Annotated in this window: 19 protein-coding genes, 1 tRNA gene and 1 pseudogene; 11 read left to right on the top strand and 10 right to left on the bottom strand. The window is 72.7% G+C overall.

Translation table 11 applies throughout. From position 1 onward, the window contains the following. Positions 1–83: 83 nt before the first annotated feature. A complete protein-coding gene (locus ACFZDK_RS06525) occupies positions 84–584 on the top strand; it encodes a GNAT family N-acetyltransferase (protein WP_390970372.1) in 501 nt (166 codons plus the stop codon). On the opposite strand, the gene ACFZDK_RS06520 is transcribed toward ACFZDK_RS06525, so the two are convergent. Beyond that, entirely contained in the window at positions 577–2,610 is a 2,034-nt protein-coding gene (locus ACFZDK_RS06520) for a DHA2 family efflux MFS transporter permease subunit (RefSeq protein ID WP_390970370.1), read from the bottom strand. The genes ACFZDK_RS06525 and ACFZDK_RS06520 overlap by 8 nt on opposite strands. A gap of 198 nt (positions 2,611–2,808) precedes the next feature. Next, the gene (locus ACFZDK_RS06515) at positions 2,809–3,462 is read right to left on the bottom strand and encodes a hypothetical protein (RefSeq protein ID WP_390970368.1); all 654 of its coding nucleotides are present in this window, start codon (positions 3,460–3,462) and stop codon (positions 2,809–2,811) included. On the opposite strand from ACFZDK_RS06515, the gene ACFZDK_RS06510 reads away from it, so the two are divergent. Continuing rightward, positions 3,455–3,712 carry a peptidoglycan-binding protein gene (locus tag ACFZDK_RS06510; protein WP_390970366.1) on the top strand — a complete coding sequence of 86 codons (258 nt, stop codon included), beginning with the start codon at positions 3,455–3,457 and terminating at the stop codon, positions 3,710–3,712. The genes ACFZDK_RS06515 and ACFZDK_RS06510 overlap by 8 nt on opposite strands. Before the next feature lie 282 nt (positions 3,713–3,994). Here the strand turns inward: ACFZDK_RS06510 and ACFZDK_RS06505 are convergent, their stop codons facing one another. Both ACFZDK_RS06505 and ACFZDK_RS06500 read right to left on the bottom strand, forming a co-directional pair. Next, positions 3,995–4,654 (bottom strand): HAD-IA family hydrolase, encoded by a 660-nt coding sequence (locus tag ACFZDK_RS06505; RefSeq protein ID WP_390970364.1) that lies wholly within the window; start codon positions 4,652–4,654, stop codon positions 3,995–3,997. Positions 4,655–4,798: 144 nt separating this feature from the next. Beyond that, positions 4,799–5,380, bottom strand: coding sequence for a TMEM165/GDT1 family protein (locus tag ACFZDK_RS06500; protein ID WP_390970362.1), 582 nt, complete (start codon positions 5,378–5,380; stop codon positions 4,799–4,801). 420 nt (positions 5,381–5,800) lie between these two features. On the opposite strand from ACFZDK_RS06500, the gene ACFZDK_RS06495 reads away from it, so the two are divergent. The 4 genes from ACFZDK_RS06495 to ACFZDK_RS06480 all read left to right on the top strand — a co-directional run bounded on the left by ACFZDK_RS06495 (position 5,801) and on the right by ACFZDK_RS06480 (position 10,982). Next, the gene (locus tag ACFZDK_RS06495) at positions 5,801–6,445 is read left to right on the top strand and encodes a DUF1524 domain-containing protein (protein ID WP_390970360.1); all 645 of its coding nucleotides are present in this window, start codon (positions 5,801–5,803) and stop codon (positions 6,443–6,445) included. Between the two features lie 115 nt (positions 6,446–6,560). After that, a complete protein-coding gene (locus ACFZDK_RS06490) occupies positions 6,561–8,186 on the top strand; it encodes an alkaline phosphatase D family protein (RefSeq protein WP_390970358.1) in 1,626 nt (541 codons plus the stop codon). A 193-nt stretch (positions 8,187–8,379) separates the two neighbouring features. Then, positions 8,380–10,260 carry an FAD/NAD(P)-binding protein gene (locus ACFZDK_RS06485; protein ID WP_390970356.1) on the top strand — a complete coding sequence of 627 codons (1,881 nt, stop codon included), beginning with the start codon at positions 8,380–8,382 and terminating at the stop codon, positions 10,258–10,260. Positions 10,261–10,367: 107 nt separating this feature from the next. Beyond that, positions 10,368–10,982 (top strand): VTT domain-containing protein, encoded by a 615-nt coding sequence (locus tag ACFZDK_RS06480; protein ID WP_390970355.1) that lies wholly within the window; start codon positions 10,368–10,370, stop codon positions 10,980–10,982. On the opposite strand, the gene ACFZDK_RS06475 is transcribed toward ACFZDK_RS06480, so the two are convergent. Continuing rightward, complete coding sequence (locus ACFZDK_RS06475; protein ID WP_390970353.1) at positions 10,979–11,224, bottom strand: DUF2277 family protein; 246 nt, start codon at positions 11,222–11,224, stop codon at positions 10,979–10,981. The two genes, ACFZDK_RS06480 and ACFZDK_RS06475, sit on opposite strands and share 4 nt — an antisense overlap. Positions 11,225–11,315: 91 nt before the next feature. Here ACFZDK_RS06475 and ACFZDK_RS06470 point away from each other — a divergent pair, with 91 nt between their 5' ends. After that, positions 11,316–12,254, top strand: a complete 939-nt coding sequence (locus tag ACFZDK_RS06470; protein WP_390970351.1) for a 2-dehydropantoate 2-reductase — start codon at positions 11,316–11,318, stop codon at positions 12,252–12,254. Here ACFZDK_RS06470 and ACFZDK_RS06465 read toward each other — a convergent pair. Together ACFZDK_RS06465 and ACFZDK_RS06460 are read right to left on the bottom strand one after the other, a co-directional pair. Next, complete coding sequence (locus tag ACFZDK_RS06465; protein ID WP_390970349.1) at positions 12,251–12,823, bottom strand: hypothetical protein; 573 nt, start codon at positions 12,821–12,823, stop codon at positions 12,251–12,253. The two genes, ACFZDK_RS06470 and ACFZDK_RS06465, sit on opposite strands and share 4 nt — an antisense overlap. Before the next feature lie 34 nt (positions 12,824–12,857). Next, positions 12,858–13,448 (bottom strand): TetR family transcriptional regulator, encoded by a 591-nt coding sequence (locus ACFZDK_RS06460; protein WP_390970347.1) that lies wholly within the window; start codon positions 13,446–13,448, stop codon positions 12,858–12,860. A gap of 149 nt (positions 13,449–13,597) precedes the next feature. Between ACFZDK_RS06460 and ACFZDK_RS06455 the strand changes: the two are divergent. Continuing rightward, a pseudogene (locus tag ACFZDK_RS06455) lies at positions 13,598–13,957 on the top strand (oxidoreductase); the annotation flags it as partial. Positions 13,958–13,985: 28 nt separating this feature from the next. On the opposite strand, the gene ACFZDK_RS06450 reads toward ACFZDK_RS06455, so the two are convergent. Beyond that, positions 13,986–14,612 carry an isoprenylcysteine carboxylmethyltransferase family protein gene (locus ACFZDK_RS06450; protein WP_390970345.1) on the bottom strand — a complete coding sequence of 209 codons (627 nt, stop codon included), beginning with the start codon at positions 14,610–14,612 and terminating at the stop codon, positions 13,986–13,988. Between the two features lie 169 nt (positions 14,613–14,781). On the opposite strand from ACFZDK_RS06450, the gene ACFZDK_RS06445 reads away from it, so the two are divergent. After that, positions 14,782–15,111, top strand: coding sequence for a hypothetical protein (locus ACFZDK_RS06445; protein WP_390970344.1), 330 nt, complete (start codon positions 14,782–14,784; stop codon positions 15,109–15,111). 56 nt (positions 15,112–15,167) lie between these two features. On the opposite strand, the gene ACFZDK_RS06440 is transcribed toward ACFZDK_RS06445, so the two are convergent. Further along, positions 15,168–15,239, bottom strand: a tRNA-Val gene (locus tag ACFZDK_RS06440). Between the two features lie 169 nt (positions 15,240–15,408). Between ACFZDK_RS06440 and ACFZDK_RS06435 the strand changes: the two genes are divergently transcribed. Continuing rightward, entirely contained in the window at positions 15,409–16,785 is a 1,377-nt protein-coding gene (locus ACFZDK_RS06435) for a hypothetical protein (RefSeq protein ID WP_390970342.1), read from the top strand. A 69-nt stretch (positions 16,786–16,854) separates the two neighbouring features. Next, positions 16,855–17,397: a DUF4383 domain-containing protein gene (locus ACFZDK_RS06430; RefSeq protein ID WP_355710901.1), complete on the top strand. Its 543-nt coding sequence runs from the start codon at positions 16,855–16,857 to the stop codon at positions 17,395–17,397. On the opposite strand, the gene ACFZDK_RS06425 is transcribed toward ACFZDK_RS06430, so the two are convergent. Continuing rightward, the gene (locus tag ACFZDK_RS06425) at positions 17,385–18,557 is read right to left on the bottom strand and encodes an amidase domain-containing protein (RefSeq protein WP_390970340.1); all 1,173 of its coding nucleotides are present in this window, start codon (positions 18,555–18,557) and stop codon (positions 17,385–17,387) included. The genes ACFZDK_RS06430 and ACFZDK_RS06425 overlap by 13 nt on opposite strands. Positions 18,558–18,646 lie beyond the last annotated feature (89 nt).

The following is an 18,646-nucleotide window of genomic DNA, read 5'->3' as shown; positions in this document are numbered from 1 at the left end:
CGATCCCGGCAACCGCCAACGGGCCTTCCCTGCCCGCATATCCGGTTGCGCGGGCACCCCGGACCGGCCTGGAATCAGGGCCCATGACCTCCTGGACCGTCACCCCCGAACGCCCCGACTCGCCCGTCGCGCTCGCCCTGTGGCGGGCGTACTACACCGAGGTCAGCGACCGCTGGTACCTGCTCCACGAGGGCCGCCGCACCGACCCGGCCGAGCTGGAGCGCGAGGTCGCCGCCCGGACCGGTGCCGAACTCGCCCCGCCCACCGGGCGGTTGCTGATCGCGCGGTACGACGGCGAGCCGGCCGGCAGCGCGGGCGTACGGCTCCTGGACCCGGCCACCGCCGAACTCACCCGGGTCTTCGTGCGCGAGGAGCGGCGCGGCAGGGGCGGTGCCCCGCTCCTGGTCGCGGCGGCGGAGGACGCGGCCCGTGCGCTGGGCGCCCGGCGGATCGTCCTGGACACCCGCTCCGACCTGGTGGAGGCGCGCGCCCTGTACGCGCGGCTCGGCTACACGGAGACGGGCCCGCACAACGACGACGTCTACGCCGAGCACTGGTTCCGCAAGGAGCTGACGCTCACCTGACCGTGCCCGCCGAGGGGTGCTGCGGCTGCTCACGTTCGGTGCCGCACAGCTCGTCGGTCAGTTCCCGCACCAGGCGGTCCAGGTCGGTGGAGCGGTCCGGGCCCCACCAGTCGCCCAGCAGATCGGCCAGGGACTCCTCGCGGGCCTTCGCGAGCCGTTCGGCGACCCCGCGGCCCTGCTCGGTCAACGTCAGGTCGAGGCCCAGGCGTTCGGCGAGGTGCCGCTCCTCCAGCTGGCGGGCGCCCTCCAGGACGACGGTCATCGGGACGGGGCCGCGCTCGGCGAGCTGCCCGGGCTCCACCGAGCCGTACTTGCGGATCCGCAGCAGCAGCCAGCCGGCGGCGGGCAGCAGGTCCACCCCGGCCCGCTCGTTGATCTTCCGGTAGACCTCCCGGCGCCCCTCGCGGGTGCCGAGCAAGGACAGCGCCCGGCAGCACTCGTCGTAGGAGGACCGCTGGACCGGGTTGGGCGGGATGGTCTCCGAGGCGTCGGGCGCGGTGACCGAGCCGCGCAGCCGGTCCTCCTTGAGGAACCAGGCGAGGACGAAGCCGAGGGCGGCGACCGGGGCGGCGTACAGGAAGACGTCGGTGATCGAGGACGCGTACGCCTGCAGGGCCGCCGGGCGCAGCGCGGGCGGCAGGGCGGCGATGCCGCGCGGGTCGGCCTGGAGGGCGCCCGGGGTGGCGCCGGGCGGGAGGCGGACGCCCCGGAAGGCGTCGGCCAGCTTGTCGGCGAGCCGGCTCGCGAAGACGGAACCGAAGACGGCCACGCCGAAGGAGGCCCCGATGGAGCGGAAGAAGGTCGCGCCCGAGGTGGCGACGCCGAGATCCTCGTACGAGACGGAGTTCTGCACGATCAGCACCAGCACCTGCATGACCAGCCCGAGCCCGAGCCCGAAGACGAAGAAGTAGCCGCTCATCTCGGCGGTGGAGCTGTGTTCGTCGAGCTGGTGCAGGAGCAGCAGGCCGAGGGCGGTCACGGCGGTGCCGGTGACGGGGAACGCCTTCCAGCGGCCGGTGCGGCTGACGATCTGGCCGGAGAGGGTGGAGGACAGCAGCAGGCCGATCACCATCGGCAGCATGTGCACGCCCGACAGGGTCGGCGAGATGCCGTGCACGACCTGGAGGAAGGTCGGGAGATAGGTCATCGCGCCGAACATCGCGAAGCCGACGATGAAGCTGATCACGGCGGCGAGGGTGAAGGTGCGGATGCCGAAGAGCTTCAGCGGGAGGACCGGTTCGGCGGCCCGGCGCTCGACGGCCACGAAGGCGACGGCGAGCAGCACCCCGAGCACCGCGAGCCCGATGATCTGCGGCGAGCCCCAGCGCCAGGTCGTGCCGCCCAGCGAGGCCACCAGCACCAGGCAGGTGGCGACGGCGGCGATCAGGAAGGTGCCGAGGTAGTCGATGACGTGGTGGGCCCGGCGGCGCGGGATGTGCAGCGCGGCGGCGATCACGGCGAGCGCGACGACGCCCACGGGCAGGTTGATGTAGAACACCCAGCGCCAGCTCAGCTGCTCGGTGACGACCCCGCCGAGCAGCGGCCCGAGCACACTGGTGGCGCCGAACACGGCACCGAACAGCCCCTGGTAGCGGCCTCGTTCGCGGGGTGGCACGAGGTCGCCGACGATCGCCATCGACAGCACGATCAGCCCGCCGCCGCCCAGCCCCTGCACCGCGCGGAAGGCGATCAGCTGGCCCATGTCCTGGGCCGTCCCGCACAGCGCGGACCCGATGAGGAAGATCACGACCGCGATCTGGAAGAGCCGCTTGCGTCCGTACTGGTCGCCGAGCTTGCCCCACAGCGGGGTGGCGGCGGTGGAGGCCAGCAGATAGGCGGTGACCACCCACGACAGATGTTCAAGCCCGCCCAGGTCGCTGACGATCGTCGGCAGCGCCGTCGCCACGATCGTCTGGTCGAGCGCGGCCAGCAGCAGGCCGAGCAGCAGCGCGCCGATCGGGACGAGCACGTTGCCGGGGACGCGCTCCGCGTCCTTCGCCGTCGGGTGCGTCGTGTCCAGGGCCATGGAGACCTCCCGGGGGTACGGCCGACCACCTTCCATCGTGGACGGTGTCACCCGTTATGGCCCGTCGAGTCCCCTTCACGGCCCCTGAAACATGGGGTTCCTGCGAACGTACGTGTGGGTGCTCCGCATAGTCTGTGGAGTTCGTGAGATGCGTGACAGGGGTGGGACGAACACCGTGACGGATACGACCGGGGGCCATCAGTGCCCGGAGTGCGGGGCGCCGAAGGAACCGGACGGCTCGCCCTCCTGCGACTGCAACCAGCGGGCGTCCGACGCGCTGCGGGACGCGCGGACGGCCGAGCAGGCCGCCGCGGAGGACTTCGATCCGCTGCGGATACGGCCGTACATCGACATCGAGACCGGCGCGGGAGCGGGCGCCGACGGCGGGGAGACCGAGCCGCTGCCGGTGGTGGCACAGCCGACGGTGCCGTTGCGGGCGGTGCCGGAGCCGGCTCCGGGACCGGCGACGGACGCCCCCGACGGCTCCCCGTCCGCGGCCGAGGAGCCGCGGCGACGGCCCCGGCGGGCCCTGCTCCTGGCGGCGGCAGCGGCGGCGGTCGTGGCCGTCGTGGCGGCAGCGGGCCTGGTGAGCGGCGCCTTCTCGCACGCCACGCCGACGCGGGACACGGCGGGACCCGAGGACGTACGGCAGAGCATCCCGGACGTGACCCCGAGTACGGCGTCCCCCTCGGCCGCGACGCCGAGCACCTCGTCCTCGCCCTCGTCCTCGCCGTCCCCCTCCACCAGTGCGAGCGAGTCGCCGAGCACGTCCTCCTCGCCGTCGAGCGCGGCCCCCTCCCGGACGGCGTCCCGCTCGGCGACCCCGTCCGCCTCGGCGTCGGCGATGGGCACGGGCGAGTCCGCGCAGCCCACCTCGGGCGGGGTCCTGCGCCCCGGCGACACCGGCGCGGAGGTCACCGAGCTCCAGCTCCGGCTGGCCCAGCTGAACCTCTACTCGGGGAAGGCCACCGGCCACTACGACCAGAAGACCGAGGACGCGGTGCGGACGTACCAACTGGCGCGGGGGATCGTGACCGACGAGTCGGGGGTGTACGGGGCGGCCACGCGGGCGTCGCTGGAGTCGGAGACGACAGAGCCGTAGGGGGCGGGCCGACAGGGGGTGGTCCGGTGCGTGGTCGGGCTGCGGGTGGGTGGGGGCTGGTCGCGCCCACGCGGCGGAGCCGCACATCGATACAGCACCGCGCCCCTTACGGGGCACGTCGTAGCTGCGGGCATGCGTGCCTCCCCCAGCGCCTCAAGGGCCTGGGAGGTGCCCCCATGGGGCGGCACGGGGGGGGCGATGGGGGTCCCCCCGCCCGAGCGAAGCCGAGAGTGGGAGAGGCACCCTGCCGGCGCCGGTGAGCGTGACCCCGGCACCCCGGCCTCAGCCGACGTGCACCTGGATCAGCCCGGCGCCGACACCTTCCACCCGTACCCCCGTCAGGTCCCGCACCACCGCGTCCGGCCCGTGCACGGCGGCCCGGGCCCCGACCCCCACCACGCGCATCCCCGCCGCCCGTCCCGCCGCGATGCCCGCGCCGGAGTCCTCGAAGACCACGCAGTCCGCCGGGGCGACGCCCAGCTCGGCCGCGCCCTTGAGGAAGCCCTCGGGGTCCGGCTTGCTCGCGCCGACCGACTCCGCCGTGATCCGTACGGTGGGCAGCGGGAGGCCGGCCGCGGCCATCCGGGCCGTGGACAGCGGCACGTCCGCCGAGGTGACCAGCGCGTGCGGCAGGCCGCTCAGCGAGGCGAGGAAGGCCGCCGCGCCCGGCACCTCCACCACGCCCTCCATGTCGGCGGTCTCCTCGGCCAGCATCCGTGCGTTGTCCGCGAGGTTCTGCTGCACCGGCCGGTCCGGCAGCAGTACGGCCATCGAGGCGTGCCCCTGGCGCCCGTGGACGACCTTCATGACCTCGTCGCCGTCCAGCCCGTGCCGCTCGGACCAGCGCCGCCAGATGCGTTCGACGACGGCGTCGGAGTTGACGAGGGTGCCGTCCATGTCGAGCAGGAGGACGCGGGCGGTGAGAACGACGGTGGCCGGCATCGGCAGCTCCTAAACGGGCCGGGCGGAGAACAAGGCGGCCCCGCCCGCCGGTCAGGGAAAACGGGCGGGAGCCACTTTGTTTCTCTACGGTACAAAACAGAGGGGTGATCCCGCCAGCGCCTTCGCCGACCGTTCACCCACTCTTCAGCCCGCGATCGCCTCCCACAGGCTCCACACGCCCAGCGCCAGCATCAGCACGGCGGCGATCTGCGTGATCAACCGCAGCGGCACCTTCTTCATCAGCGCCTTGCCGCCGACGATGCCGAGACCGGCCACCGCCCACAGGCCCAGCACGGCACCCAGGCCCACCGAGAGCGGGTCGTCGTAGCGGGCCGCGAGGTTCGCCGTCATGATCTGCGTGAGGTCGCCGAACTCGGCGACCAGGATGAGCATGAACCCGGTGCCGGCGACCTTCCAGAAGGACTGGTCGGCCGGCTTGCGGATCTCCTCGTCCTCCTCGCCCTTCTTCAGCAGCAGCACGGCCGCGCCGCCGAGGAAGAGCACGCCGGTGAGCGCGTGCACGGTCTGCCGCGGGAGCAGGGTCAGCACGCTGCCCGCCGCGACGGCGAGCACGACATGCAGGAGGAAGGCCGCGGCGACACCGGCGAAGACGTACGACGCCCGGTAGCGCGTACCCAGGACGAGGCCGGCGAGGGCGGTCTTGTCGGGGAGTTCGGCGAGGAAGATGACGCCGAAGACGAGCGCCGTCACGGTGATGCTGATCAAGGGTCCTCAATCGGTAGGGGCCGCCCCACCGAGAGTGCTGCACTTCGCATGTGACACACGACACTTCGGCACGGCAGCACACACGGTCCACCCGTGCCGCGTACGGCACAGGCGTGCACTGCTTGCCGAAGGTCTCGCTGGCGACCCCTGATCGAGGTCCGCCTCCGGGCGCCGGCTCAGACGGGCTGAGCAGTATGTCGACGGTCCGGCGAAGAGCTACTCCCCTTCAACGCCGTCCACGATACGTGACCCGGCCATCGATCCCAAGGCCGGAGCTCCCACCTGTGAGTCACGTCGCACACCTTGTCGTGTCATGGACACGTCATTAGTTTCTTACCGAACGCTCACCCATCGGCAACACGGCGGCGCGAGCATTCCCTCACTCGCGCTCCAACACCCCACCCCCACCAGGGAGTTCGCATGCCGAAGTTCTACGCGCGTCGACGAGTCAGCATACTCGCCGCTCTTACCGGACTCATAGCTTCTGCCGCACTCTTCAACTCCCCGAGCGCCTCCGCCGCCCTCCCCACGCCGGTCAGCGCGTCCACCGCCCGCACCTACCTCGCCTCGCTCACCGTGGCGACCGAGGACCGCACCGGCTACGACCGCGACCTGTTCCCGACCTGGATCACCATCAGCGGCACCTGCAACACCCGTGAGTACATCCTCAAGCGGGACGGTACGAACGTCGTCACCAACTCCGCCTGCACCGCCACCAGCGGCAGCTGGTACTCCCCCTACGACGGCGCCACCTGGACCGCCGCCTCCGACCTCGACATCGACCACCTGGTCCCGCTCGCCGAGGCCTGGGACTCCGGCGCCAGCGACTGGACCACCGCCCAGCGCCAGGCGTTCGCGAACGACATCACCCGCCCGCAGCTCCTCGCCGTCACGGACAACGTGAACCAGTCCAAGAGCGACCAGGACCCGGCCGAGTGGATGCCCTCGCTCACGTCCTACCGCTGCACGTACGTCCGCGCCTGGGTCCAGGTGAAGTACTACTACGACCTGTCCGTGGACTCCGCCGAGAAGAGCGCGCTCACCAGCTACCTCGCCAGCTGCTGAGACCCGGAACCTCCCCGCCGGCCTCCGTCGTTCCGTACCGTACGGGGCGACGACCGAGGTGAGCCGAAGGGGCGCGCCCCGCAGGCGAGCCGACCGAGGAAAAGGGGCGGGGACTGTGGCAGGACTGCGCCTGGGACCGCTGCTGAGGTACACCGACGGCTCGTCGGCGACCGTCTGGGTCGAGGCGAGCCGTCCGTGCACCGCCGAGGTGCGCTGCCCGGACGGCGCCGGCGGCACCGCGCGCACCTTCCAGGTGGCGGGCCACCACTACGCCCTCGTCCCGGTCACCGGGCTGACCCCGGGCACCTCACCGCCGTACGAGGTGATCCTGGACGGCACCCCGGTGTGGCCGCTGCCCGACTCCCGGTTCCCGCCCTCGGTGATCCGCGTCCCGGCGGAGGGCGACCGCCTCGACGTGGTCTTCGGCTCCTGCCGCTGGGCCGCGCCCCCGGCCGACGGCCACGACCCGGTCGGCCCCGACGCCCTCGACAGCCTCGCCGCGCGCCTCGCCGCCGGCGGTGAACGGCCCGACGTGCTGCTGCTGTTGGGCGACCAGGTGTACGCCGACGAGACCTCGGAGGCGACCCGCCGCTGGCTGGCCGCCCGCCGCGGCCTCGCGGACCCGCCCGGCGCCGAGGTCGCGGACTACGAGGAGTACACCCGCCTCTACTACGAGTCCTGGCTCGACCCCGAGGTGCGCTGGCTGCTCTCCACGGTGCCCAGCTGCATGATCTTCGACGACCACGACGTGATCGACGACTGGAACACCTCCGCCGCCTGGCTCGCCGACATGCGGACCACCCCCTGGTGGCAGGAGCGGCTGCTGAGCGGGCTGATGTCGTACTGGGTGCACCAGCACCTCGGCAACCTCTCCCCGGCCGAACTGGCCGCCGACCCGCTGTACGCCGCCGTGCTCGACTCCCCGGACGGCACCGACGCGTTGCGCGCCTTCGCCGCCAAGGCGGACGCCGACCCTGCCTCGGTGCGCTGGAGCTACCGGCGGGACTTCGGGCGGGTGCGGCTGCTGATGGTGGACACCCGGGCGGCCCGGGTGCTGGACGAGCGGAACCGTTCCATGCTCGACCCCGGCGAGGCCGAGTGGCTGCGCGCCCAGGCGCTGGCCGACCGGGAGTCGTACGACCATCTCCTGGTCGGCACCTCGCTGCCCTGGCTGCTGCCGCACCTCGTCCACGACGTCGAGACCTGGGACGCGGCGCTGTGCCGGGGTGAACGGGGCGCCCGCTGGGCGGAGTTCGGGGAGCGGCTGCGCCGGGCGGCGGACCTGGAGCACTGGGCGGCCTTCCCGGCGTCCTTCGCCGAACTGGCCGACCTGTTCGGCCGCACCGGTTCGGGTCCCGAGGCGCCCGCGACCATCTGCGTGCTCTCCGGGGACGTCCATCACGCGTACATCGCCGAACCCTCGTGGCCCGCCGGAACCCCGCTCGACTCCCGTGTGCTGCAACTCACGTGCTCCCCCGTGCACAACTCCGTGCCGGCGACCATAAGGGCCGGCTTCCGGTTCGGCTGGAGCGCCCTGGCCCGGCTCCTCGGGCGCCGGTTCGCCCGGCACGGGCGCTGTCCGCGACCGCCGGTGACATGGCGGAAGAGGGGCGGGCCGTGGTTCGGCAACCAGCTCATGACGCTGACGCTGCACGGCCGTTCGGCCCGGCTGCGGCTGGAGCGGGCCCGCCGCGACGGCGGTCTGGAGACCGTGGAGGAGTCCACCCTCACCACCTCATGAGGGACAACTGCGGCGTGTGGGACGCGCGTTGGCTTCTGTTAACCGCAACGGCATGATGAGGCGGACCGTCCGCTTCCGATGTCGGCGGATTCCTCGTGGGCGCGGGATGTCCCGTGTCCGCGGATGTCCCGCGGCCATCGGTGCGGGGACGGTCTTCCTGCCCTGCGCACACCACAGTCCGGGAGTCACGTCCTTGTCCTCCTCGCCCCAGGAATCCGTGCCGGTCTCCGTCGCCCTGGTCGGCGCCGGCCCGCGCGGCACCAGCGTCCTGGAACGCCTCTGCGCCTCCGCCCCCGAGCTGCTGCCTCCGGGGCGGCACCTCACGGTCCATGTGATCGACCCCGCGCCGCCCGGCCCGGGCCGGGTCTGGCGCACGGCGCAGTCGGCGGAGCTGCTGATGAACACCGTGGCGAGCCAGGTCACCCTGTTCACCGACGACAGCGTGGACTGCTCGGGCCCGATCCGGCCCGGCCCCAGCCTGCACGCGTGGGCGGGCGGCGAGCTGGGCCCCGACGACTACCCGACCCGCGCCCACTACGGCCGCTACCTGGAGTGGGTGTTCACGAGCACGGCGGCGCGCGCACCGGAGACGGTCCGGGTGCGGACGCATCGCGGCCGGGCCGTACGCCTCCGCGACGACCCCGACGGCCGCCAGACGCTCACCCTCGACGACGGCCGCGCCCTGCCCGGCCTGGCGGCGGTGGTCCTTGCCCAGGGCCACCTCCCGGCGACCGCGTCCCCCGAGGAACGCCTCGTGTCCGCCCACGCCGCCCGGCACGGCCTGCGCCACATCCCGCCCGCCAACCCGGCCGACGTCGACCTCACCCCGATCGCGCCCGGCGAACCGGTACTGCTGCGCGGCCTCGGCCTCAACTTCTTCGACCACCTGGCCCTGTTGACCACCGGCCGGGGCGGCCGTTTCGCCCGCACCCCCGACGGCGGTCTGCGCTACACCCCCTCCGGCCGCGAGCCCCGGCTGTACGCGGGCTCCCGGCGGGGCGTCCCGTACCAGGCGCGCGGCGACAACGCCAAGGGCCCGTACGGCCGTCACACCCCGCTCCTGCTCACCCCCGAGGCGATCGCGGGCTTCCGCAAACGCGCGGACTCCGGCGAGGCACCCGACTTCCTCGCGGAGGTCTGGCCGCTGGTGGCGAAGGAGGTGGAGACGGTCTACTACACCGCCCTGACCGGCGACCCGGAGTTCACCGAGCGCTTCCTCGGCGCCGACGGCCGGCGCGCGGAGGCGGCCGTGCTCGACGCGGCCGGCGTTCCGGAGGCCGTCCGCTGGTCCTGGGAGCGCCTCCAGCACCCTTACGGGGAGCGAGGGTTCGCGGATCCCGCGCAGTGGCGCGGCTGGCTCCTCGGCCATCTGCGCGAGGACGCGGCACAGGCCGCCCTCGGCAATGTGCGCGGCCCGCTGAAGGCCGCCCTGGACGTGCTGCGGGACCTGCGCAACGAGATACGGCTGATCGTCGACCACGGCGGCCTGACCGGCACCTCCCGCCGCGCCCACCTGGACGGCTGGTACACCCCGCTCAACGCGTTCCTGTCCATCGGCCCGCCCCGCCGCCGTATCGAGGAGCTGACCGCGCTGCTGGAGGCGGGCGTGGTGGACGTGCTGGGCCCGGGCCTGGAGGTCGGCCACGAGGACGGCGCCTGGGTCGCGCGCTCGGCGGAGGTGCCCGGCTCGGCGGTACGGGTGACCACGCTCATAGAGGCCCGCCTCCCGGAGCCGGACCTGCGCCGCACGGCGGACGAACTGCTGGCCGCGCTGGTGCGCGAGGGCGCCTGCCGCCCGCACACGGTCGACGGCCACGAGACCGGCGGCCTGGACGTGACGGCACGCCCCTACCACCTGATCGACCGCCAGGGCCTGCCGCACCCCCGGCGGCTGGCCTTCGGCGTCCCCACCGAGGGGGTGCACTGGGTGACCGCGGCCGGGGCCCGTCCGGGCGTGGACTCGGTGACGCTGTCGGACGCCGACGCGATCGCCCGGGCGGTACTGCGCACGGCCGCGGCGGAAGCGGGGACACGGGCGGGGAGGGGCGGGCGCAACACGCCGGTTTCCGTATAACCCTTTGCCGAACTCAAGTGCCCCCCGTGACACTCCTGTCACACCCCCGGCGTACGCTGTATGGCTGTCGTCGGGGGGCGCAACAGGACAATCACGGGGGAACCGTCGTGTGGGAAAGCATGGGGTCGCTGGAGGCCGGGCCCTGGATGTACGCCATGGTGGCGCTCTCCGTGCTGCTTGATGTGTTCCTGCCGATCCTGCCCAGCGGCGTGCTGGTCATCACCGCGGCCACGGCAGCGGCGGCGGGCACCGGCGCCTCGGCCGGACAGGTCCCGCACGTCGTACCCGACATCCTGGCGCTGACCTTCTGCGCGGCCGCCGCGTCGGTCCTCGGCGACCTGGTCGCCTACCGGCTGGCCTGGCGCGGCGGGGCCCGCCTGGACCGCGCGATCGCCCGCTCCCGGCGGCTGAGCAAGGCACAGGAACGTCTCGGCGATGCCCTGGCCCGGGGCGGCGGCGCCCTGGTCGTGCTGGCCCGCTTCGCCCCGGCGGGCCGCTCGCTCGTCTCCCTCGGCGCCGGCGCCACCCACCGCAGCGTCCGCGACTTCCTCCCCTGGTCCGCCCTGGCGGGCCTGACCTGGGCGGTCTACAGCGTCGCCCTCGGCTACCTGGGCGCGCAGTGGCTGGGCGCGACCTGGGTGGCGACCGCGGTGTCGGTGGCGGCGCTGTTCGCGGCGGGCGCGGGCGCCGGGTACCTGATGCGAAGACGCCGGCCGGCCTAGGCCGCGCCCTCGTCCGCGGCTCCCCGCACCGCCTGCCCCCGCACCTCCAGCCCGTCCAGCAACGCGGCGGTGGCCTCGGCGATCGCCTCCACCGCCCGCTCGAACACCTCCCGGTTGTGGGCGGCCGGTGCCCGGAACCCGGACACCTTCCGTACGTACTGCAACGCGGCGGCACGGATCTCCTCCTCCGTGGCCTCCTCGGGCAGCTGGGGCGGACGCAGGGTCTTGATACTCCGGCACATGTCCCCAGTCTCCCGCAGCCCCCCTTCCTCCTGCGAGGATCTTCCCGAGGCGGCCACCGCTCCCGGGGCCGACCGACGAGAGGACAACTCCATGACGCACGAGTCGAACTCACCGCACCCGCCGCGCACACCGAGCCCCCGGCTCACCGTCGCCGTCCTGGGCCCCGGCGGCGTCGGCGGCCTGCTCGCCGCCCTGCTCTCCCGCGCCGGCCACCGCGTCCTCTGCCTGGCCGGCGAGGAGACGGCGCACACCCTGCGCACCGGCGGAATCCAGGTCCGCAGCACCCCGTACGGCGACTTCACGGCCCCCGTCGAGGCCGACACGACCCTCCGTGAACCGGTCGACGCCTGCCTGATCACCGTCAAGGCCACCGCCCTGGACGCGGCGCTCACCCGGATCCCGCCCGCGGCCCTCGGCGACGCCCTGCTCGTGCCGTTCCTGAACGGTGTCGAACACCCCGCGCTGCTGCGCGCCCGCTACGCCGAGGACCGGGTGGCGCCGTCCGTGATCCGCGTCGAGTCGACCCGCGTGGCCCCGGGCCTGATCGAACACACCAGCCCCTTCGCGGAGATCGACCTGACCGGCGCCAAGGTCCCCCGCCCCCGTCTGGACGCCCTCGCCGAGGCCCTCACCGCCGCCGGCCCGACCGTCCGCGTCCTGGAGGACGAGACCACGGCCCTCTGGGCGAAGATGTCCTTCCTGGCCCCCCTCGCCCTCCTCACCACCCGTTACGCCCTCCCCCTCGGCGAGGCCCGCACCCGGCACCGCGAGGAACTGGCCTCGCTCGTCGCGGAGACCGCCGCGGTCAGCCGCGCCTGCGGCGCCCCCGTCGACCCGGCCCAGGCCCTGGCCCGCTACGACGCCTTCCCGCCCACCATGAAGTCCTCGATGCAGCGCGACGCGGAGGCCGACCGCCCCCTCGAACTCGACGCCATCGGCGGCGCCTTGCTCCGCGCGGCGGACCGGCACGGCGTCCCCGTACCGGTGACGGCCCGGATCGTACGGGAATTGCGCGAAGCCGGGCGTTAGGCGGTGTGCCGCCCGGGGGTCCGGGCAGCCGCGACGAAGGCGGCCATCTTCTCGCGGCTCTTGACCCCCGGTGCGGTCTCGACGCTGCTGGAGACGTCCACGCCGTAGGGGCCGAACTCCTCGATCACCCAAGCCACGTTGTGCTCGTCGAGGCCGCCGGCGATCACGACCCGTCCGGGCAGCTCCCCGACCCAGGCGGGGATGTCCGCGAACACGCCGCTGCCCGCGCTGGCGTCGTAGAAGAAGTACTGCAGGGCCTCCGGCTTCTCGGGCGGGCTGCCGGAGGCGAGGGCGAGGTTCGGGATGTCGGCCGTCTCGTAGATCTGGACGGTGTCGACGTGCTCGGCGACCCCGGCCGTCTCGGCGTGGGTCAAGGCCACGGCGAAGACCGGGATCCGCCCCCGGGCGTATCCGGCGAGTTGCACGGCGCGCTCGGGCGGGCAGTACCGCTTGCTCTTCGGGGTCACGACGATCCCGATCGCGTCGTACCCCAGCTCCACGGCCCAGTCGATCTGCTGCTCCTGGGTGAGCCCGCACACCTTCACGAACGTCGGCTGCTGCCCGGTCATCCTTCTCCCTGCTCCGTTCTCCCGCGTCGCGGGCTCAAGGCGCGTACCCACGCAGCAGGAACGCGACCGTGTCGTCCAGGCTCTGTTCGATCTGCTCCGGGGGCAGCGCGCCGGTGGTGGCGAGGGTGCCGAGGCCCTGCAGCGCGGCCGTCAGCGGCAGGGCGACGCGCTCCACGGGCCCCTCGCGGACCTCGCCCCGGCGCTGCCCGTGCTCGATCAGCCCCGAGGCCACGGCCGACAGCCGCCGGGTGGCCGCGATCAGTTCACCGGAGGCGTCGGCGTCGTACTTCGTCGTGTACATCAGGTCCAGCAGGGCCGCGTTGTCGGCGGTGAAGGCGAGGTAGCCACGGGCGAGCGCGGCGAGCCGGTCCGCGAACGCCTCGCCGGCCCGCTCCACCGCCCCCGCCAGCACGGCCGTGAGCCGGTCGAACCCCTCCAGCGCCAGCGCGTCCAGCAGCGCCTGCCTGTTCCGGAAGTGCCGGCTCGGCGCCCCCGGGCTGACCCCGGCCTCACGGGCCAGCTCCCGGAGCGACAGTGCCCCCAGCCCCTTCTCGCGCAGCCCCTGCTCGGCGTGGTTCAGCAGCGCGGCACGGAGGTCTCCGTGGTGGTAGGGGCGGGTCCTCATGCGGATCACCCTACCTCTATGTGATCGATACCTACATTGTATTCATTGACTACATTGTATTCACTGAATACATTGACGCCACGACCAAGCCTCCGAACACCACCGCCCTCCCGGATCTCCCCGACCTGACCGGCCGCACCGCCGTGGGCACCGCCGCCGGCTCCCCGGTCCGCGCCCTGGCCGCACACCCCGGCCACGCCACCACCGGCCTCCAGCGCCACGACCGCAGCCCCGGCCGCCGCATCCTCATGCGGGCGATGAACCGGATCGTCGGCCAGGACGGCACGGCGGGCGCCGCCAAGACCCTGTACGCCGCGACCCAGGACCTCCCCGGCGCCTCCTACGTCGGCCCCGACGGCCTCGGCGAGCAACGCGGCGCCCCCACCCTCGTCGGCCGCTCCGCGGCGGCCGGCGACCCCGACACCGCCCGCCGCCTCTGGACGGTCTCCGAGGAACTGACCGGCGTGCCCTTCCCCGAACGGCTCCGCACGCCCAGGACCCACGCCTGACCGCACGCCGCGACCGCCACCGCCGCCCTCACGACCGCCGCGCCACCCCGGCGACGGGGCGTATTCGGGGGATCAGCGCCGGGACGCGGGCGCGGTAGGCGTCGTACGAGGCCCCGAACAGCCCGGCCATCAGCCCGTCCTCGGTCCGGACCCGGCACAGCAGCCACGGCACGGCGACCAGCAGGACGGCCGTCCAGACGCCGAAGCCGCAGGCCAGCATGGCGCCGACGACCAGCCCGAGCAGCCCGGTGTAGATGGGGTGGCGGACCAGCCGGTACGGCCCGTCCGTGCGCAGCTCGTGGTGCTCCTGGACCGTCGGGACGCTGGCCCACATCGCGCCCAGCACCCACCGGGCCCACAGCAGCAGCCCGGTGGAGGCGACGGCTGTCAGGGCGCCCAGCAGCGCCAGCTCCGGCTGCCAGTACCGCAGATGACGCCAGAACCCCTCGGACCGTCCGACCGCCCACGAGAACAGCCACGCGCCCGCCACCAGCAGCACCCGCCGCGGCAGGGTGCGGCGCAGCCCACGCACCCAGCCGCGCACACCGGCCGGGCTCTTCACGCCGAAGTAGACGGCACCCGCGATCCAGGCCACGACGAAGACCAGCACGCAGACAGAGGTGACGGCGACGAGCGCCGAGTGGAGTGAACCCATGCCCCCAAGGCTCCTCCGCGCCCCCAACCGATCACCAGCACCCACGGGTTGATGGAGAACCCTCCACCCACGGATGGAGACCCCCGACGACCGGCGCCCCCGAGTCTCGAACACATGAACCCCACGAACGAGCTCGCCACCCAAATTCGAACAGGCGTACCATTGCCGCGTGGCTGCGACCTATGACTTTCCGAGTGACCTCCTCGCCGGTCAGGAGGAGCTGCATCAGGTCCGGGCCGAGCTGTCGGCCCTGCTGAAGCGGCTCCCCTGGTCGGTCGAGCCGCTGGACGGATTCAGCGACAAGGGCGGCTGGCGCAAGGTGGAGCGCCCCGCCTCCCCGGGCTGGACCGACGACGAACAGGCCGAGGTGGAGAAGCTGCGCCGCCGCGAACACGAACTCGCCGTGTTCGTCAGCGGCCACCGCTTCTGGGCGGAGGTCACGGCACCGGACCGCATGGACGCCCGAAGCCGCCTCAAGCACGCGCACAAGGAGGACTGACAACACGAGAAGACCCCGGCCGCGACGGCCGGGGTCTTCTCGTCGTCTTCCTGACGTGGGCGCGGACGGTTTCGAACCGCCGACATGCTGCTTGTAAGGCAGCCGCTCTACCCCTGAGCTACGCACCCGGGACGAGTCGACAGCCTACATTGCCCGGGGCACTGTCCCGCAAACACGTATCCGGGCCGTTCTGTTCTCACAAACCGCGAACTGACCGGCCCGTGTGTTCGTCTTTCCCGGGTGGGACAATGTCATCACCGCCAGAACACTGGGCGCACCGCGGCACGGGAGAGGGAAGTGACGGCGACATCGGCGACACCCGGGCAGTCGTATTCGCCTCCCCCACGCTCCAGGCCGCTCCGGGACTCCCTCACCCTCGTCGCCCTGCCGCTGCTGGCGGTCCTCGTGGTCCCCGGCGCGTTCGCCGGTGGGGGGACGCGGCGGTGGTTCGGGGGGCGGGCCGAGGGGCAGCGGGTGGAGGCGCAGGCGGCGAAGGACGCGGCGGCGGCCGCGTTCTACGAGCTGGACAGCGCCCAGCGGGATCTGCGGATCTCCATAGAGACCATCTCCGCCGTCGACGACTCGCCGGCCGCCCGTCGCGCCGTGTCCGACTTCGGGGCGCTGGGGCAGCGGATCGACGAGGTCAGCAATCGGTACATCCAGGCGATCGACGCCTATGACCTGGACCGGGACGACCTGGAGGCGTCGACGGCGTCCCGGGCGCGGGGAGAGCTGAACCGGGCCAAGGACGAGCTGGTCGGGGTCAAGCGGGAGCTGGACCGGTTCGGGGAGTCGCTGGGGCCGCTGCTCGGCAAGGCCGAGACGCAGCTGGCGCGGCTGGCGCCGGCCGTGGAGCGGGCCCGGCAGGCGCTGCTGGCGGCCAGCAACGCGCTGGACGCCGTGCGGGAGACCCGGCTCAGGGCCGATGACCTGGCGGCCCGGCTGGCTGCGCTGTCGCCGGAGCTGACGAAGCTGAACCAGGGGGCCGGGCAGCACGGTGTGCAGGCGACGCTGGAGCGGGCCGGGCGGGTGCAGCGGGAGGCCGAGGCGATCCGGGTCGAGGCCGAGCGGCTGCCGGAGCGGGCCGCCGAGATCGATCACCGGCTGGTGAGTCTGCGGACCCGGGCGCAGGCGCTGACGACCCGCGCCGGGCAGGTCGATCCGGTGCTGAGCGAGCTGCGGCGGCGGTTCTCGGCGGCCTGCTGGCAGGATCTGCAGCAGGTGCCCCGGCAGGCCGTGGAGAACGTCCGGCAGGCCGAGCTGAAGCTGACGGAGGCGCAGGCGGCGCGGGACGCGCAGAAGTGGGCGGACGCCACGTCGCTGCTGTCCACCGTGCGGGCGCTGCTCAACGGTACGGACGAGGCGGTGTCCGCGGCCGGTGACCGGCTGGGGCGGCTGAACGCCGTACAGAAGGATCCGCAGGCGGAGATCGACCGGACCCGGTTCGCGATCCGGGACGCGCAGCGGCTGGCGATGGCCGGGCGGACCAGTCCCGATCCGCGGCACGCGCGGCCGCTGGACGACGCGGTGGCGCGGCTGGACCGGGCGGTCGGGACGCTGGAGGGGCGGCACCCCGACTACTGGCACTTCCTGACGGAGACGGAAGCGGTGCGGCAGAGCGTGGCGCGGGTGGTCGGGCAGATCCGGGAGGACCGGGGCACCGGTCATCCGTGAGCCGTTGCCGAGCGGTCGGCGCGGGCGGATATTGGGTAGGCGACCCGCACTCGACAGCAGGAGGCGGACATGGCCTCACACGTGACACACCCGGGGACGCGGCGGCGGAAGATCGATTTCGACGAGGCGTTGCCCGTCGATCACCGCCTGAACCTGGTCTACCGGATCGGGGCGGGCCTGATGGGCCTGTTCCTGCTGGCCTTCGGGATCCTCGGACTCACCGACAACATCGGCTTCTTCGACACGGGCGGGAACACCGCGATCGGCCTGAACACCAACGGTTCGCTGAGCGTGCTGTCGATCTGTGTCGGGCTGCTGCTGTTCGTCGGGATGGTGATCGGCGGGAACTTCGCGTCGACGCTGAACATGGTCCTGGGGGTGCTGTTCATCCTGAACGGCTTCCTGTTCCTGGGCCTGCTCGGCACGGACTCGAACTTCCTGGCGTTCAGGATCCAGAACGTGCTGTTCAGCTTTGTGGTGGGGCTGGTGCTGATGGTGTTCGGGATGTACGGCAGGGTCAGTACGAACCTGCCGCACGACAACCCGTACTGGCGGGCCCGCCACCCCGAGGCGGAGCAGCGGGCCGAGATCACCGGTGATCAGGTGCGGTAGGCGTAGTAGTACGCGTTCGGGTACGACGCGATGAGGCTCGCCAGCGACCTGCGGTAGGTGTTGTTGGAGTGGTACGTGACGTACGGGATGCCGTTGGTCTTGTACGTCACGATCATCGTGTGGTCCTTCGAGCCGTCCCGGTCGAAGTCCACCTGGATGACGTCGCCGACCTCGGCCTGGTAGACGTTGGCGAGCGGGGTGGTCCGCTTGGAGTTCTGGGCGAACCAGGACCACTCGTTGACGCCGACGAACGAGTCCGACTGGATGTCGGCGTTGCCGAACCACTTGGTGTAGTCGTAGACGTAGCCCGGGACGTGCTTCCAGCCGCCGGCCTTCAGGGACTGGCTGACGAAGTTGGTGCAGTCGCCGCCCGCTCCGTGACCGTTGAAGTCCGGGTAGTCCGTGTTGTAGTTGTTCCAGTACTTCTCGGCGTAGGTGGCCATCGCCTTGTAGTCGTACGTGCCGCCGGTCAGCGTCTTCGGTACGGCCACCGGGTTGCGGGTGGTGGCGGCGCGCGGGGCGTCCGGCGTGGTGTTGCCGTCGTCGCCGGTGGCGGGCGCCTTGACCGCGGGCTTGGACAGGGTGTTGACGGCGAGGCCGCCGTCGTCCGTGTCCTTGATGGTGGTCAGCTGCCAGGTGCCCCGCTGGTCGGCCTTGAAGGTCAGCTCGTGGTGGGCCTGGAAGCCGGTGGTCTTCGGCTCGCTGCCGGTGGCCTTCGCGTAGGTCAGCGTCGTGGTCTCGGTGACGTCGGCCTTGGCGGTGCGGCCGGTGACCCGGGTCGCGTCGAGCGTGACCTTGGTGCTGCCGGCGCGGTACGTCTCGCCGGCCTTGGCGATGCGGCTCTGGCGGCCGCGCAGCTGGGTCAGCGCGGAGTCCTCGTCGCGCGACTGGGTGCTGGAGAGCCGGACGTCGCCGGAGAAGCGGGACGTCTGCTGCTTCTTCGAAGCCCCCTGCACCAGGGCCTGGGTGCGGTCGGTGAAGACCGCGTCGGCCAGCTTCTGGAAGGTCGCCTTGGTCGCGGCGTCCACGGTCGGGTCGTCGACGACGGCCGCGCCCGCACTCCAGTTGGGCACGAGGGCGACGCCGGCGACGACCGAGGCAGCCGCCGCCGTGACTATGGCCGTACGGCTCCGCTTACGGCTCAGTTTTCTGGATTTCAATGGTGTTCCCCTCTACGCCGGTACGCCTACCGGGCGACGGCATCTTCGCACGGCGTGTGTGACTCCTGTGAAGGGGGTTGCAGAACTGG

Origin of the sequence: Streptomyces sp. NPDC007901 (assembly GCF_042959465.1) — a bacterium.
Lineage (GTDB): Bacteria > Actinomycetota > Actinomycetes > Streptomycetales > Streptomycetaceae > Streptomyces.
The sequence above is the reverse complement of the archived record's forward strand: the minus strand, read 5'-3'. Positions and strand labels throughout refer to the sequence as shown.

Coding starts and splice junctions, on each gene's coding strand:
- ACFZDK_RS06525 (WP_390970372.1), top strand. CDS start 84: ATGACCTCCTGGACCGTCACCCCCGAACGCCCCGACTCGCCCGTCGCG.
- ACFZDK_RS06520 (WP_390970370.1), bottom strand. CDS start 2,610: ATGGCCCTGGACACGACGCACCCGACGGCGAAGGACGCGGAGCGCGTC.
- ACFZDK_RS06510 (WP_390970366.1), top strand. CDS start 3,455: ATGGGCACGGGCGAGTCCGCGCAGCCCACCTCGGGCGGGGTCCTGCGC.
- ACFZDK_RS06505 (WP_390970364.1), bottom strand. CDS start 4,654: ATGCCGGCCACCGTCGTTCTCACCGCCCGCGTCCTCCTGCTCGACATG.
- ACFZDK_RS06495 (WP_390970360.1), top strand. CDS start 5,801: ATGCCGAAGTTCTACGCGCGTCGACGAGTCAGCATACTCGCCGCTCTT.
- ACFZDK_RS06475 (WP_390970353.1), bottom strand. CDS start 11,224: ATGTGCCGGAGTATCAAGACCCTGCGTCCGCCCCAGCTGCCCGAGGAG.
- ACFZDK_RS06470 (WP_390970351.1), top strand. CDS start 11,316: ATGACGCACGAGTCGAACTCACCGCACCCGCCGCGCACACCGAGCCCC.
- ACFZDK_RS06465 (WP_390970349.1), bottom strand. CDS start 12,823: ATGACCGGGCAGCAGCCGACGTTCGTGAAGGTGTGCGGGCTCACCCAG.
- ACFZDK_RS06460 (WP_390970347.1), bottom strand. CDS start 13,448: ATGAGGACCCGCCCCTACCACCACGGAGACCTCCGTGCCGCGCTGCTG.
- ACFZDK_RS06450 (WP_390970345.1), bottom strand. CDS start 14,612: ATGGGTTCACTCCACTCGGCGCTCGTCGCCGTCACCTCTGTCTGCGTG.
- ACFZDK_RS06430 (WP_355710901.1), top strand. CDS start 16,855: ATGGCCTCACACGTGACACACCCGGGGACGCGGCGGCGGAAGATCGAT.